General features: G+C 47.6%; 13 protein-coding genes. All 13 read right to left on the reverse strand.

The genetic code is table 11. The annotated features are described in order from the left end of the window. Window positions 1-192: 192 nt before the first annotated feature. Complete coding sequence (locus H6A32_RS05230; protein WP_204863887.1) at window positions 193-1,185, reverse strand: chitobiase/beta-hexosaminidase C-terminal domain-containing protein; 993 nt, start codon at window positions 1,183-1,185, stop codon at window positions 193-195. A 16-nt stretch (window positions 1,186-1,201) separates the two neighbouring features. After that, complete coding sequence (folD, locus tag H6A32_RS05235) at window positions 1,202-2,053, reverse strand: bifunctional methylenetetrahydrofolate dehydrogenase/methenyltetrahydrofolate cyclohydrolase FolD (RefSeq protein ID WP_087252035.1); 852 nt, start codon at window positions 2,051-2,053, stop codon at window positions 1,202-1,204. A gap of 15 nt (window positions 2,054-2,068) precedes the next feature. After that, complete coding sequence (locus tag H6A32_RS05240; protein ID WP_087168007.1) at window positions 2,069-3,739, reverse strand: formate--tetrahydrofolate ligase; 1,671 nt, start codon at window positions 3,737-3,739, stop codon at window positions 2,069-2,071. Window positions 3,740-3,761: 22 nt separating this feature from the next. Further along, window positions 3,762-6,326 carry an FtsK/SpoIIIE family DNA translocase gene (locus tag H6A32_RS05245; protein ID WP_204863888.1) on the reverse strand — a complete coding sequence of 855 codons (2,565 nt, stop codon included), beginning with the start codon at window positions 6,324-6,326 and terminating at the stop codon, window positions 3,762-3,764. Window positions 6,327-6,408: 82 nt separating this feature from the next. Continuing rightward, complete coding sequence (locus tag H6A32_RS05250; protein ID WP_087168009.1) at window positions 6,409-7,134, reverse strand: ClpP family protease; 726 nt, start codon at window positions 7,132-7,134, stop codon at window positions 6,409-6,411. A gap of 56 nt (window positions 7,135-7,190) precedes the next feature. After that, on the reverse strand, window positions 7,191-8,474 hold the full coding sequence (locus H6A32_RS05255; protein ID WP_087252037.1) for an O-acetylhomoserine aminocarboxypropyltransferase/cysteine synthase family protein: 1,284 nt from the start codon (window positions 8,472-8,474) through the stop codon (window positions 7,191-7,193). A 32-nt stretch (window positions 8,475-8,506) separates the two neighbouring features. After that, window positions 8,507-9,277: a CFI-box-CTERM domain-containing protein gene (locus tag H6A32_RS05260; RefSeq protein ID WP_204863889.1), complete on the reverse strand. Its 771-nt coding sequence runs from the start codon at window positions 9,275-9,277 to the stop codon at window positions 8,507-8,509. Between the two features lie 34 nt (window positions 9,278-9,311). Continuing rightward, window positions 9,312-10,043 carry a YebC/PmpR family DNA-binding transcriptional regulator gene (locus H6A32_RS05265; RefSeq protein WP_087168012.1) on the reverse strand — a complete coding sequence of 244 codons (732 nt, stop codon included), beginning with the start codon at window positions 10,041-10,043 and terminating at the stop codon, window positions 9,312-9,314. A 66-nt stretch (window positions 10,044-10,109) separates the two neighbouring features. Continuing rightward, entirely contained in the window at window positions 10,110-10,931 is an 822-nt protein-coding gene (locus H6A32_RS05270) for a hemolysin family protein (RefSeq protein WP_087168013.1), read from the reverse strand. Between the two features lie 11 nt (window positions 10,932-10,942). Further along, window positions 10,943-11,293, reverse strand: a complete 351-nt coding sequence (locus H6A32_RS05275; RefSeq protein WP_087168067.1) for a type II toxin-antitoxin system PemK/MazF family toxin — start codon at window positions 11,291-11,293, stop codon at window positions 10,943-10,945. Window positions 11,294-11,373: 80 nt separating this feature from the next. Then, the gene (gene alr, locus H6A32_RS05280; protein WP_087168014.1) at window positions 11,374-12,540 is read right to left on the reverse strand and encodes an alanine racemase; all 1,167 of its coding nucleotides are present in this window, start codon (window positions 12,538-12,540) and stop codon (window positions 11,374-11,376) included. Continuing rightward, window positions 12,537-14,069, reverse strand: a complete 1,533-nt coding sequence (locus H6A32_RS05285; protein WP_204863890.1) for an NAD(P)H-hydrate dehydratase — start codon at window positions 14,067-14,069, stop codon at window positions 12,537-12,539. The genes alr and H6A32_RS05285 overlap by 4 nt, the downstream gene beginning before the upstream one ends. Window positions 14,070-14,165: 96 nt before the next feature. Further along, window positions 14,166-14,816, reverse strand: coding sequence for a redox-sensing transcriptional repressor Rex (locus H6A32_RS05290; protein WP_087168016.1), 651 nt, complete (start codon window positions 14,814-14,816; stop codon window positions 14,166-14,168). Between the last annotated feature and the right edge of the window lie 74 nt (window positions 14,817-14,890).

The raw sequence follows: 14,890 nt of genomic DNA on the forward strand, positions 1-14,890 counted from the left end.
GTTTTTAACAATTTTTATGTCCGGATTTTTAATTGATTGAATATTTCTCTGATTTGGAACAATTATCTTATCCAAGGAGTACCCTGAAAAAAGAAAAGAGAGGAAGAACCCTCTGAATTCTTCCTCTCTTTCTCCTGTTTTCCCGGCAGATCATTTTCTGTTTTCAGGTCATATTCATAAAATCTACGGCCATCAGGAACTGAATCTGTATTTTCTCGTTGTAACTTCACTTTTCTTTCCGTTTCCATCAATCAGTACAACATTCAGTTCCGTATCTTCGTAAACCGCGAATGCGCCGGTATACTGAATAGACTGATCCGACGGTTCGGTTCCGTCCAGTGTATAGTATGCAGTGTAACCGTCCGGCACCTGTATTTCAACGCTGACCGCCTCGGAATACTGTCCCGTTGTCGGTGATACTGCAGGCGCGTCCGCTACCGGAAACTGGATCGTATATGTTTTTTGTACCTCAACACTTGCAATTCCTTTTTTATTGACAAAAATGGCCCGGACTGTCGTCTCTCCTTCCTGATTCAGCTGGATCGGTTCTTTGTATTCTGTACTGTCTGTTGTCGCCTCGCTGCCGTCAAGAGTATAATAGATAGTCCCTTCATCTTCACTGCTCAGTGTCAACTCCTGCACATTATCGTAGACCTTGTCGTCGTCCAGACTGAATTCCGGAATTTTGGCCACATAATCCTTGAGTTCTGTGAGTATCTGCTCATTGGTACAGGTGCTCATGATATAGGCGATTTTTTCCGTCTGCTCTGTGTCTTCATAAAACTCTACCGCAGCGCGGTATACGCCTGTGCTGTCCGGATAGGTATTCACCGCTTCCTGCAGAAGAGTATCTGCCTTATCATCCTGATCCCGGCCGTGATAAAGCTTTGCAAGACTCACGTAGGCATCCTCTTTTTCGCCGTTTTTTTCAATTGCCCTCAGATAGAGGTCTTCCGCTTTTGTAGTATTGCCGTCTGCTTCGGCTCTTTTCCCCTGATTTACCACACCGGTATATGTATTCCGATAGATCAAAACTCCGATTCCGATGATCGCTGCAAGAAACAGGATCATTCCCAGAATCAGAATCCGTCTCAGCCTTCTCTTGCGGCGCATCCGCTCCGCTTTTGCTCTTCTCCTCCGCCTTCTGATCTCTTCCTCTGACAGTCTGTCTCCTGGATTTGTCATTCTTTGCATGGTACCCTTATTCTCTCCTCTTTTTCCGTGCCGCCTCCACACAGTTATTCATCAACATTGCAATTGTCATCGGTCCTACTCCCCCGGGTACCGGTGTGATTGCTTCTGCCTTTTCTTTCACATGTTCAAAATCCACATCTCCGCACAGCTTTCCGTTTTCATCCCGGTTCATCCCGACATCAATGACAACGGCTCCCTCTTTGACATCGTCCGCCTGAATCAGCTTCGGATTTCCGACTGCAACTACAAGAATATCAGCCCGCCTGGTAATCTCACTGAGGTTTTTTGTTCTTGAGTGTGCGATTGTTACCGTTCCATTCTGCTCAAGCAGGAGAAGCGCCATCGGTTTCCCGACGTGGTTGCTCCGTCCAACTACTACACACTCTTTTCCCTCGATTGTATAGCCGGACCGTTTAATTAACTCGAGCACTCCGGCAGGAGTACAGGACCGGAATCCTTCCGATCCAATACAAAGCGCGCCAATGCTTTCCGGAAGGAATCCGTCCACATCTTTTTTCGGAGAAATCATTCCGGTAATTTTTTCTTCGTCAATCTGCTCCGGAAGAGGCAGCTGAACAAGGATGCCGTCCACGGTTTCATCTTCATTAAGCTCTCTTACCAGTTTTTCCAGCTCCTGTTCGGTAGTCTCCTTTGGGAGTTCATAAGAACGAGATTCAATTCCGATATATTCACATGCTCTCTTTTTGTTTCTTACGTAGATGGCAGATGCGCTGTCGTCTCCCACCAGTATGACAGCCAGGCACGGGGTAATCCCCTGTGCCTTCAATTCTGCCACTTCCTGTTTCAGTTCCTCTTTGATTTCCGAGGAAATTGCTTTTCCGTCTATCAATACTGCCATTTTTCGTCTCCTTTTTTAGAACAATCCCGTAATCTTTCCATCGTCTGTCACATCAATATTATTTGCCGCAGGCACTTTCGGAAGTCCCGGCATCGTCATTACTGCTCCTGTAAGCACGACTACAAATCCCGCTCCCGCACTTACGTAAACTTCTCTTACATGAATGCGGAATCCTTCCGGACGGCCAAGAAGTGTCTGATCATCGGAAAGGGAATACTGGGTCTTTGCCATGCAGACCGGAACATTGGCGAATCCGAGCTCTTCGATCTTGGCCAGCTGTTTCAATGCGGCCTTATCGTAATCAACGCCGTCTGCCCCGTAAATTTCCTTTGCTACTGTCTCAATCTTATCTTTCAGCGGCATCTCATCCGGATAAAGCGGGTGAAAATGACTTTCTTTTGTCTCCAGTGTCTTCAAAACTTTATTTGCAAGCTCAACACCGCCTTCTCCGCCTTTTGCCCATACATCCGCGATTGCAAATTCACAGTCTCTCTCTTCGCAGAATGTTTTGACAAATTCTTTTTCCGCGTCTGTATCTGCTGAAAAAGCATTCAGTGTAACGACAACCGGCACACCGAACTTCTGCAGATTTTCAATGTGTTTTTCCAGGTTGACAATTCCCTTTTTCAGGGCATCCAGATTTTCCTCATTTAATTCATTTTTCGGTACGCCGCCGTTATATTTCAGTGCACGGATCGTTGCAACCAGAACAACTGCATCCGGTTTCAGTCCGCTCATCCGGCATTTGATGTCCATAAATTTTTCAGCACCCAGATCCGCACCGAATCCGGCCTCGGTGATGGTGATATCGCTCATCTTCAACGCCATTTTTGTTGCCTGTACACTGTTGCATCCATGCGCAATATTTGCAAATGGTCCGCCGTGTACAAGAGCCGGTGTATGCTCCAGAGTCTGGATCATATTCGGCTTGATCGCATCCTTCAAAAGCGCTGCCATGGCACCTGTCGCCTGCAGATCATCTGCTGTCACCGGTTTTCCGTCAAAGGTATAGGCAACGATAATCTTTCCAAGACGTCTTTTGAGGTCTGCAAGGTTGTCAGCAAGACAGAGAATCGCCATAATCTCGGATGCCACAGTGATAACGAAATGATCTTCCCTTACCATACCGTCCATCTTGTTTCCAAGGCCCACAACGATATTTCTGAGAACACGGTCATTCATATCCTCGCAGCGTTTCCATACGACCTGTCTTGGATCAATTCCCAGCTGGTTTCCCTGCTGAATATGATTGTCAAGCAGAGCCGCCAGCAGGTTGTTTGCAGATGTGATTGCGTGAAAATCACCGGTAAAATGAAGATTCAGATCTTCCATTGGAACAACCTGGGCATATCCGCCGCCAGCTGCTCCTCCTTTGATTCCGAAACATGGACCCAGGGATGGTTCACGAAGGGCAATCAATGCTTTCTTTCCGATTTTTGCCATGGCTTCTCCGAGTCCTACCGTCACGGTGGTCTTACCTTCTCCGGCCGGTGTCGGATTGATCGCCGTTACAAGGACAAGTTTTCCATTTGGACGGTCTTTCACCTTATCCCACAGTTCTGCGGATAATTTTGCTTTGTATTTACCGTAGAACTCCAGATCCTCTTCTTCAATCCCGATTGAAGCGGCCACATTTTTGATTGGCTCCATTGTTGCTTCCTGTGCAATCTGAATGTCTGTTTTCATTTTCCTTCCTCCATTTCTTCCCCTAAACATGTTCCTCTATGTACTGGTCAAACTGTTCCTTTGACATCAGAACCTTTCTTGGTTTGGTGCCTTCTTCTTCCCCGACGACACCTGCTTCATAAAGCTGGTCCATGATCCTTGCCGCCCGGTTGAATCCGATTTTGAATACCCTCTGCAGCATGCCGATCGACGCTTTATCCTTTTCAATAATAAAGTATCCGGCGTCTTTAAAATAGACATCTCTTTCCTCGCCGGATCCTCCCGGTCCGGAAGCAGAAGTGCCACTTGCCGCATTGGTCATGTGCGTCTGGACCGCTTCATCATAAGAAGCATTTCCATTATTTTTTACGAGATAATCTACAACCGCCTGAACTTCCTTGTCGGATACAAATGCTCCCTGCACCCGGACCGGCTTCTGATAGCCTGCCGGGTAGAACAGCATATCTCCCTTTCCAAGGAGCTTTTCCGCGCCGTTCATATCGATGATCGTCCTGGAGTCGACACCGGATGACACGGAAAAGGCAATTCTGGACGGCATGTTTGCCTTAATCAGCCCTGTAATGACGTTTACAGACGGCCTCTGAGTTGCAAGCACCAGATGAATTCCTGCCGCTCTCGCAAGCTGCGCAAGACGGCAGATCGACTCTTCCACATCACCGGGTGCAACCATCATCAGATCCGCAAGCTCGTCTACGATAATAACGATCTGTGGCATCTTTTCCGGTTTTTCCTCATTTGTTTCAATATGCCGGACACTCTCTACCTTTGCGTTGAATCCTTCCATATCCCGCACTTTATACTGTTCAAAGAGCTGATAACGCTTCATCATCTCCGCCACGGCCCAGTTCAGTGCTCCGGCCGCCTTTTTCGGATCTGTCACGACCGGAATCAGAAGATGCGGAATCCCATTATAAACACTGAGCTCCACAACCTTCGGGTCGATCATGATTAACTTGACTTCCTGCGGAGAAGCCTTGAACAAAATACTCATAATCAGTGTGTTGATGCAGACGGACTTTCCGGATCCGGTCGCGCCCGCCACGAGAAGATGCGGCATTTTTGCGATATCCGACACCACCGTCCGTCCGCTGATATCTTTTCCGACCGCAAAACTGATTTTAGACTTTGCGGTCCGGAATTCCTCGGTTTCAAGAAGATCCCTGAGCTGTACTGTTGAATTTCCTTTATTTGGCACTTCGATACCGACCGCTGCTTTCCCCGGTATCGGCGCTTCGATCCGGATGTCCGCCGCCGCCAGATTCAGTTTCAGGTCGTCTGCAAGTCCTACAATCTTGCTGACCTTGACGCCCATTTCCGGCTGTACCTCATAACGGGTCACTGACGGTCCGCAGCTGACGTTCGTCACCGTCACATTGACGCCAAATGTCTTTAATGTCTGCTGAAGCTTTGCCGCGGTCTCACGAAGATGGGCATCCGAATCTCCGGCTCCCTTTGTGCCGTGCTTTAACAGACTCATCGGCGGAGCATGGTAGACCGGAGCCGGTTTTGCAATCGACTTCTCAATCTCTGCTGTTACGTTCTTACGGGCCTCTGCCTCCAGTGCCTTCTCGGCAGCTCTGTTCTTCTGTTCCTCCGCCTGAAATACCGATGCATCCGGTGCCGCAGCCTGTGCAGAAGCAGCCCTGGATGATGCAGCCGGTTCTTTCATAAAGGTAATTCCCTCCTCCGGAAGTTCGGAAAGATCAGGAACTGCCTCATAAGCCTCTGCCGAAACGCCGTCTTCTGTCCCATACGTTTCTTCTCTTGTAATGGTAAGCTCCTCTTCCGGTGCCCTGACAGATTCTGCTTCTGCTTTTTTATTTTTCTCAGCTTTCGCTGCTCTTTTCTTTTCTTTTTTATCCTCTTTGATCACAAGTTCCTGGATCTCCGGATTGCGTCCTTCCAGTGTTGTGTCAAAAGAAACACCTTCCACTTTGTGTTCCTGGCGTTTTACCGCCTTTTCCTTTTTCTTCTCCTCACGCTGTGCCTTTCGGTGCTCCCTTCCGGATTTTGCCTTTGTCTGAATGTTCTGTCCGGCTCTCTGCATACTCTTCAGAAGAGAACGCTGTGTAATCAGAATCAGACAGATCAGCATCAGAATTACAATTACTACATAGGAACCTACAATTCCAAGCGCCGGTACCATCAGCCCCGCAATCACCTCGCCGATGCTTCCTCCTGCCCGGTTGACAAGTTCCAGAAATGAGCAGATCAATATGACAAGCACCACTGCTGCTCCCAGTTTCGTATATGCCTTTGTGTTCCCTCTGTTGGAAATAACAAATGCGATGCCCGCGAAGAAAAGGAACGGGAAAATATAGGAGAGCTGTCCAAAAATTCCTTCCATAAAATCCGCAATAACTCTGCCTACAGCCCCTCCAAGTCCAAAGTTACTGATCAGCAGAAGAATCGAAAGTGCCAGTGCCACCAGTATAACGATCTCTTCTCTGACAATCGCCTCTCTTTCCAGTTCGGCCTTTGTAGGACGGCCGGAACGGCTGGATTTTGCCCTTGTCCGGGTGGATTTTGCCCCTGTTCTCTTTGTTGTTGTTTTTTTCTTCTTTTTCTGTGGCGTCTTCTGGGCCATGAAAGATCCCCCTTGCTGCTTTCCCGCTTTTTGCGGGTTTTTCGCTTATGTTTCATTATAGCATTTTTAAAATATGATGTCATTATCTATTTTCAACGGCATTCCCGCTGTGTTTTTCTGTTTTCTTTTCATCCGAACGCTTCTCGATCAGTTCATAGATTTTTGCAAATGCTTCCCGTATTCCCCCGACTTCATCAATAATGCCCTCTCTGACGGCATCTTCTCCCTCGAGGAGTGTTCCTACATCTTTGACAAGCTGTGAAGAATCCAGCATCAGTTCCTCAAGCCTTTCCTGTGTGATTCTGGAATGTCCGGAAATAAATCTGGTAATCCTGTCCTGGGTTCGTTCCATATTGCGGTAACTCTGAATCACTCCGATAAACATACCGTTGGACCGGACAGGATGCACGATCATCGTTCCGCTCGGCACAATAAAGGAATAGTCTGCCGATACGGCAAGCGGTCCTCCGATCGAGTGACTTCCTCCAAGAACAAGGGATACGGTCGGTTTGCTCAAAGATGAAATCATCTCCGCAATGGCAAGTCCGGCCTCCACGTCCCCTCCCAGAGTATTGAGCAGGATCAGTACTCCTTCAATCTCGTCATTTGACTCAATCTCCGCAAGTTTCGGAAGAAGATGCTCATATTTGGTTGCTTTCGTATTTCCGGATACCGCTTCATGCCCTTCAATCTCACCGATAATAGTAAGCAGATAGACCTTGTAGTTTCCGTGTCTGCCTTCCAGTTCCAAGCTTCCGGTTTCTTTGATCTGTTCGGTTTCTTTTTCCTGTTTTTCCTGATTTTCCATAAAAAACACCTCCACATTTTCTGCTTAGTATGCGGAGGTGTTTTTTGAAATATGCATTAAACGAGCGCAAGTGCCTGTTCCAGATCCGCAATAATATCGTCAGCATTTTCAATGCCAACGCTGAAACGGATCAGATCCGGCTGTACTCCTGCTTCCAGTAGTTCCTGATCATTCATCTGCCGGTGTGTATGACTTGCCGGGTGAAGTACGCATGTTCTGGCATCTGCCACATGGGTAACGATGGCCGCAAGCTTCAGATTGTCCATCATTTTTACAGACGCATCTCTTCCGCCTTTTAAACCGAACGTAATCACACCGCAGGTACCGTTTGGCATGTATTTCGCTGCCAGATCATGGTATTTATCCCCTTCCAGCATCGCGCAGTTTACCCAGGCAACTTTATCATGTCCTTTCAGATAAGAAGCGACTTTCTTTGCATTCTCGCAGTGGCGCGGCATTCTCAGGTGCAGAGTCTCCAGACCGATATTTAAAAGGAATGCATTCTGAGGAGACTGAATCGATCCCAGGTCACGCATCAGCTGTGCTGTCGCCTTGGTGATGTATGCTCCTTTTCCGAATTTTTCCGTATAGACAATTCCATGGTATGTTTCGTCCGGCTGTGTCAGTCCCGGGAATTTATCCGCATGGGCACTCCAGTCGAAGTTTCCGCTGTCTACGATTGCCCCGCCGACTGTCATGGCATGTCCATCCATGTATTTTGTTGTAGAATGGGTGACAATGTCTGCTCCCCACTCAAACGGGCGGCAGTTGATCGGAGTCGCAAATGTATTATCCACAATCAGCGGAACACCGTGTGCATGTGCCGCCTTTGCAAATTTCTCAATGTCCAGTACTGTCAGTGCAGGATTGGCGATCGTCTCACCGACTACAGCTTTCGTATTTTCACGGAATGCTGCGTTTAACTCTTCTTCCGAACAGTCCGGATCCACAAAAGTAGCTTCCACACCCATTTTACGGATGGTGTGTGCATACAGATTATAGGTGCCTCCATAGAGAGCAGACGAACATACGATATGGTCTCCTTCCTCTGCAATGTTCATAACAGCATAAAAATTTGCTGCCTGTCCGGACGATGTCAGCATGGCGGCATAACCGCCTTCCAGTTCGCAGATCTTTTCCGCTACTGCATCATTTGTCGGATTCTGCAGTCTTGTGTAGAAATATCCGCTGTCTTCCAGGTCAAACAGACGTCCCATCTGTTCACTTGTATCGTACTTAAATGTCGTACTCTGATAAATCGGAAGGATTCTCGGTTCTCCCTTTTTTGGTTTCCAGCCTGACTGGATACATTTTGTTTCGATATTAAACTGTTCACTCATACCCTTGCTCCTCCTATATTTTCTTTACCGGATCAGGAAAACAAATATTCCCGTTCCAGTTCGTGTACCATCTTTGTATATACTTCTCTGCATTCTTCCATCTTACCGGTTTCGATCAGTCCGATGCACCGCTCCAGATATTCTTTCCAGATCTTTCGGTAAATCTCATCCGCATTTTTCTGCCGTTCGATTCTTTTTACAATCGTCGGTGCAATATTGTAATACTCGCGGATTGTCTCCCTGCCTCCCGGAGAAGATGCCAGATATCTATCCCGGTAGTCCCGAAGAGTTTTCAGCTCATAACACCCGTCCGGTTTATCCAGTGAACGGCAGACGGCTGTTGTCACATAACAAAGCCGGTTTCGGAATCCGCCGTTGATCTCTTCAAAAGTAGACTTTCCGATCTTCATGGTCACATTCTCAAGCTGATTCCAGTTCTTAATTGTCTGGTCTGCCACAGCTTCCAGTTCCGGTTCCCTGCTGTGTAACAGAAGCGGAATGAAAAAGGTTACAAGTGCAAGATTATAATCCATAACCTGATTCTCCCTTTTCCGTTTTCCTGCGATCTCTTCAAGCTTTTCATCCACATAATCCGGAACGCTTTTTCCGGCCCGGGCAATCAGCTCTTCCTGATTTTTTTCTTCCGTCCCCCGGATCTCGCTGAGGAGTTCTTCAAGATCTGTACTGCGTCTCCTGAAAAACTCACGGAAGGCCGGTTCATATGTATTCTTTCGAAAGCGCCCCGACAGTTCCATGGCCTCGTTGAACATGGAAATCATCCGTTTTTCTGGTCCTGCCTGCATAGGACCCCTCCCTTACAGTATATTCCAAAACGCTTTACTCTTCCCAGTTATGGTATACTTCCTGCACATCATCATCGTCATCGAGAAGATCCAGTGTTTTCTGAATGTTTTTGATATCCGTCTCGTCTGTCAGCTCTACATAGGTCTGAGGAATCATGGTCACAGAGGCTTCCATCATAGGGATGCCTGCTGCTTCCAGCTTCTCACGTACCTCGGAAAAGCTGTCCGGATCTGTGATAATCTCAAAGCTGTCCTCCTCTTCCGCGAAATCCTCGGCTCCCGCGTCAAGCGCCAGCATCATCAGCTCATCCGCGTCCATCTCAAACTCCTCCCTGTCGATCAGAATCTGTCCCTTCTTGTCAAACATAAAGGATACGCATCCTGGTGTCCCGATATTTCCGTTTCCTTTTGTAAATGCACTTCTGACATTGGAAGCTGTACGGTTTTTATTGTCGGTCAGCGCCTCTACAATAATAGCTGTTCCGTTCGGCCCATATCCTTCATATACGACTCTTTCGTAATTGTTGGCATCCGCGTCTCCGGCTGCCTTTTTAATGCTTCGCTCAATATTGTCATTTGGCATGTTGTTTGCTTTTGCCTTCGCAATCACATCGCGGAGTCTGCTGTTGTTCGCAGGATCCGCTCCGCCTCCTTCTTTAACTGCTACAGCGATCTCACGCCCGATCTTTGTGAAAATCTTTCCCTTTGCAGCATCATTTTTTTCCTTTTTATGCTTAATATTTGCGAATTTGGAATGTCCTGACATGTTCTCTACCTCTCTTCGTATGTAATCTCTCTTCCTTCTTCAGGAAAACTCATGTTCTTAATTTTATCATTCTTTCGATTCCGTGACAAGTTCCGTTTTTGTAATCTTCACCTTTTGGATAATATTGTTGTCCACTTCCTTGATCTCAAACAGATAGCCCTCGTAGGAAACACTGCACAGCTCGTCTTCTGCAGGAATCCTCTCAAGCTTTACAATCAGAAATCCATTTAATGTCTCATACTCATTGTCCTCGTCTTCATCCTGAAAAACAATGCCAAGTACGTCCGAGAGTTCGGTAAGCCCGCACAGACCGTTCACCTCGTAGGAACCGTCCTCGTTTTTGCGGATCATCTCTTCTTCCTCATCGTATTCGTCCCGGATATTTCCCATAATTTCTTCAATAATATCTTCCATGGCGACGAGTCCTGCTGTCTGACCGTACTCGTCAATCACAACGCACAAATGGATCTGTTTTGCCTTCATCTGCATGAAAAGGCGGCTGATCTTCCTCGTTTCCGGAATAAAACATACCGGCATGAACGCGTCCCGGATTTCTCCAAGTTTCTTGCCCCTCATTTCGGGATTCAGATAGAGCTTCATAATATCCCGGATATGAATAATGCCAAGTATATTGTCGATTTCCTCTTCATAGACAGGAAATCTGGAATATTTTGCCCTGGATGCAAAAGCTGCCACCTCTTCCAAAATATCATTGCAGTTTAATGCGACAATATTTTTCCTGTGAGTCATGACTTCCTTTGCATCTTTATCCAGGAACGAAAAGACATTACGGATCATCCGGTACTCCATCTCCTGAATACTGCCGTCCTTTTCCCCTTCTTTGAGATTTTCCAGAACCTCTTTTCTAATTGTATCCCGTTGGTCCATATTTTCTCCTTCTATGTAGAAAGTGCAATACTGATCTTCAGTGCCTCATCCACTTTTTTCATGATTTCCTGATCCAGGTGGCACACACTTTCCTTTAATCTTTGTTTATCGATTGTACGGATCTGCTCCAGTAGAACAACCGAATTTTTTACTACACCATATCTTCTTGCGTCGATCTCCACGTGGGTCGGGAGCTTTGACTTATGCATCCGTGACGTGATCGCCGCGCAGATTACCGTCGGGCTGTGTTTGTTTCCCATCTCGTTCTGTATAACAAGAACCGGGCGGATGCCTCCCTGTTCGGAACCAACCACCGGACTTAAATCCGCATAAAAAATATCTCCACGATGAACCTGCTGCACTTTCTTCACACTCCATTTTCTAAGATATAGTGAGTATTTCCACCTTTACTTTGAAGTATTCCAAAAGCCGGCCGTCTTTTTTATGCAAAATAGTCAATCTGCTCAATGACTTTTCCGTCTTTGATATATTCTCTTGGTATCCTCTTGTCGAGATCGCAGAGAAACTCATAGTTAAACCTTCCGGACAGTGCACTTAAATCTTCCACTGCAATCTGTTCCCCGCCGCTTTTCCCTACCAGTACGACTTCATCCAGGAAATCTGCATCTTCGATCTCTGTCACATCTGCCATCATCTGATCCATGCAGACTCTGCCAAGAATCGGAGCCCTCTTTCCCCGGATCAGGACATAGCCCTTGTCCGAGAGACTCCTCGGGTATCCGTCCGCATATCCGACAGGGATCGTTGCCACGCGGGTCCGTTTCCCGGCCCGGAAGCACCCGCCGTAACTTACAACAGCTCCGGGCTCGATCCATTTGATATGTACAATACTGCTTACCAGCGACAGTGCCGGCTTCAGATCCAGACGGTCTTTCTTCACCTCGTCAGATGGATAGAGCCCGTAAAGAGCAATACCCGCCCGTACAAGATCCAGATTGGCCTCCGGATGATCGATAATTCCGGCACTGTTGGAGCAGTGGCGGTATTTCGGCTCGATGCCTCTATCCTTTAACCGGTCTGTCATCCAGATATATTGTTCCATCTGCTTGTTTGTAAAGGACTTATCTGCCTCGTCTGCTTTTGCAAAATGAGTAAAAATACCTTCCATCTCAAGATCCGGGAGATGAAAAATCCGTTCTATGGCATCCAGAGAATCTTCACCTGTCTGAAATCCGAGTCTTGACATCCCCGTGTCCAGCTTGACGTGAATCCATGCTTTTTTCTGCTTTGCGGATGCCAGGGCGGAGATCGCTTTCGCAGACTCTTCAGTGTAGACTGTCATGCGTATCTCGTTTTCCACCGCCTCCTCATACTGCTCCGGAAAGGTACATCCGAGAACAAGAACCGGTTTCTCAATTCCTGCCTTTCTCAGAAGCACCGCCTCGTCAAGCGTTGCGGTCGCGTATCCCCAGACGCAGTCCAGATTCTGAGTCTCTTTTGCGATCCGTGATGCCCCGTGGCCGTAACCGTCCGCTTTTACTACCAGAATCATCTTCGTATCCGGTGAGATATGTTTCCTCATCTGTTCTATATTATATGTAATATGATTCAAATTGATTTTTGCGCATACTCTGCTGTACTTTTTCATTTTGACTGAACCTTTCTTCGCTCGATTTCCTGTAAAACAGCTGATGCCATCTCGATCAGGTCCCCGGCAAGCACGCTGTGCGCCCCGAGTTTTTCCCTTGCCTCGTCTCCGCACAGCCCGTGTATAAATACACCAAGCGCCGCAGCGTCAAAGCGGTCCATTCCAAGGGCCAGGCAGCCTGTAATCATACCTGCAAGTACATCCCCGGAACCTGCTTTTGCCATCGCACCGTTCCCGGATGTATTCAGATATGGAATCCTGCCTTCTCCTGCCACAACTGTTCTGGCATCTTTTGCTGTTAGTATTATATTATAGGTTTTGGCATACTCTTGCGCAAGTCCAATCCTGTTTTTTTTCGTTTCTTCCGTCGTTTTCCCAAGAAGACGCGCGAATTCCCTGATGTGAGGCGTAAAGATCAGGCTGCTTCCCGCTGCTTTTAGATATGTGTTTCTTCTTTCTTCTTCCATTCCGGAAATTAGATTCAGGCCATCCGCATCCATCACGCAGTATTTTCTGTGTGTGCCCAGATACACGAGCAGATGTTCTATTATCATACCGGCCTGTATATCCGTCCCCAGTCCACATCCGGCGCAGATCACATCCGCCCAGTTCAGAAGTTCCTCCAGCTGGTTTTCCAGAGCCTCTCCGTAAGGCGTTATGACTGCTTCCGGCAGGGTTGCCTGAAGTACTTCCCGGTTGGATTCCGGCGTCAGTATACGTACCAGTCCGCTTCCCATCCGGTATGCCGCCTTCGCGGAAAGAATCGCGGCGCCTGCCATGCCCTGGCTTCCGGTAATCATCAGCACTTTTCCGTAAGTTCCTTTATGTGCATCGTCTTTTCGCTGCGGACAGAGCCTTCCTACGTCCTTTCTTTCATAAGTCAGATACCGTGTTCCTTCCACGCCGCCGCGCAGATAAATTCCGATATCTTCCACACAGACCTTTCCGGCGCAGAAAGCTCCCGGATACAGAACCATCCCTGCCTTCTGGTATGCAAATGTCACCGTCAGATCCGCGCGAAATGCCGTCCCCAGAATCTCTCCGTTCCCCGCATCAATTCCGGACGGAATATCCACCGCTATTTTCGCTGCGTCCAGTCTGTTCATCTGCTCCAGAATCCCCGCGTAGCGCCCTTCGACCGGCCTGCTCAGTCCGATACCAAATACAGCATCAAATACAGCCGTGTACCTTCCCTCCGGGATTTCCCGTTTTACGGTTCCTCCGACTGCCTCAAAAATCTGAATCTGTGTCTTTGTCTCTTCGGTACAATGGTCCGGATTCCCAACCAGTACGGCAGTCACTCCGTATCCTTTTTCCAGAAGCAGTCTTCCCACTGCAAACCCGTCGCCCCCGTTGTTTCCGCTTCCGCACACAATCAGGCTTTTCGACAGGTTAAGCCTCTCCCTTTCGGCTGCCTCTACCACTTTCAGAGCCGCCCGTTCCATCAGGACAAGAGACGGAATCCCGATCGTCCCGATCGTGTATGCATCCGCTGCTTTCATTGTCCTGCCATCAATGATATATTTCATCTTTACCGCTCCTTTCCCCGCTTTCATTCCGGGATACAGAAAAAAGACGCGGAGTCCCGCATCTGTTGTACGAATCTCTCACGTCCTTCTTTTCTCTTATTTTTTCTTCTGATGTTTTTCCTCATAGCGGAGTACATTGTAGGAGAGCCGCATCAGACTCTCGGAAAGATGTACGTTTTCCACAACAACATTATCCGGAAGATTCAGATCCGTATGCGCAAAATTCCAGATTGCACGGATACCGTTTTCCACGAGCATATTGGCTACTGCCACCGCCTTCGTCTTCGGTATCGTCAGAATCGCAATTTCAATGTCATTATTCCTGATGAAACTTTTCAGCTCGTCCATCATACGGATCTCGATTCCGCGGACCGTAACACCTGCCAAAGTCGGGTTGACATCAAACAGACCCTTCAGCATAAATCCGCTGCGCTCAAAAGCGGTATAGTTTGCCAGCGCCTGTCCAAGGTTTCCGGCTCCGATAATAATCATATTATGTTCTCTGTCCAGCCCCAGGATCTTTCCAATCTCCGAGTGCAAATATTTCACATTATATCCATACCCCTGCTGACCAAAACCGCCGAAATTATTCAAATCCTGGCGGATCTGGGAAGCAGTGACTTTCATGCGTTTGCTCAAGTCGTTGGAGGAAATGCGCTCTACACCGTCTTCCAGTAATTCTCCCAAGTATCTGTAGTATCGAGGCAGTCTTCTGATAACTGCCTGAGAAATTCCTCTTCCTTCCACTTTTAGCACCTTCCTGTTCTTTTCAATACTTTTATTATATGTAATACTTGAAATAAAGTCAAACTTATTATGGG

Origin of the sequence: Drancourtella massiliensis (assembly GCF_016900655.1) — a bacterium.
Classification (GTDB): Bacteria; Bacillota; Clostridia; order Lachnospirales; family Lachnospiraceae; genus Sellimonas; species Sellimonas catena.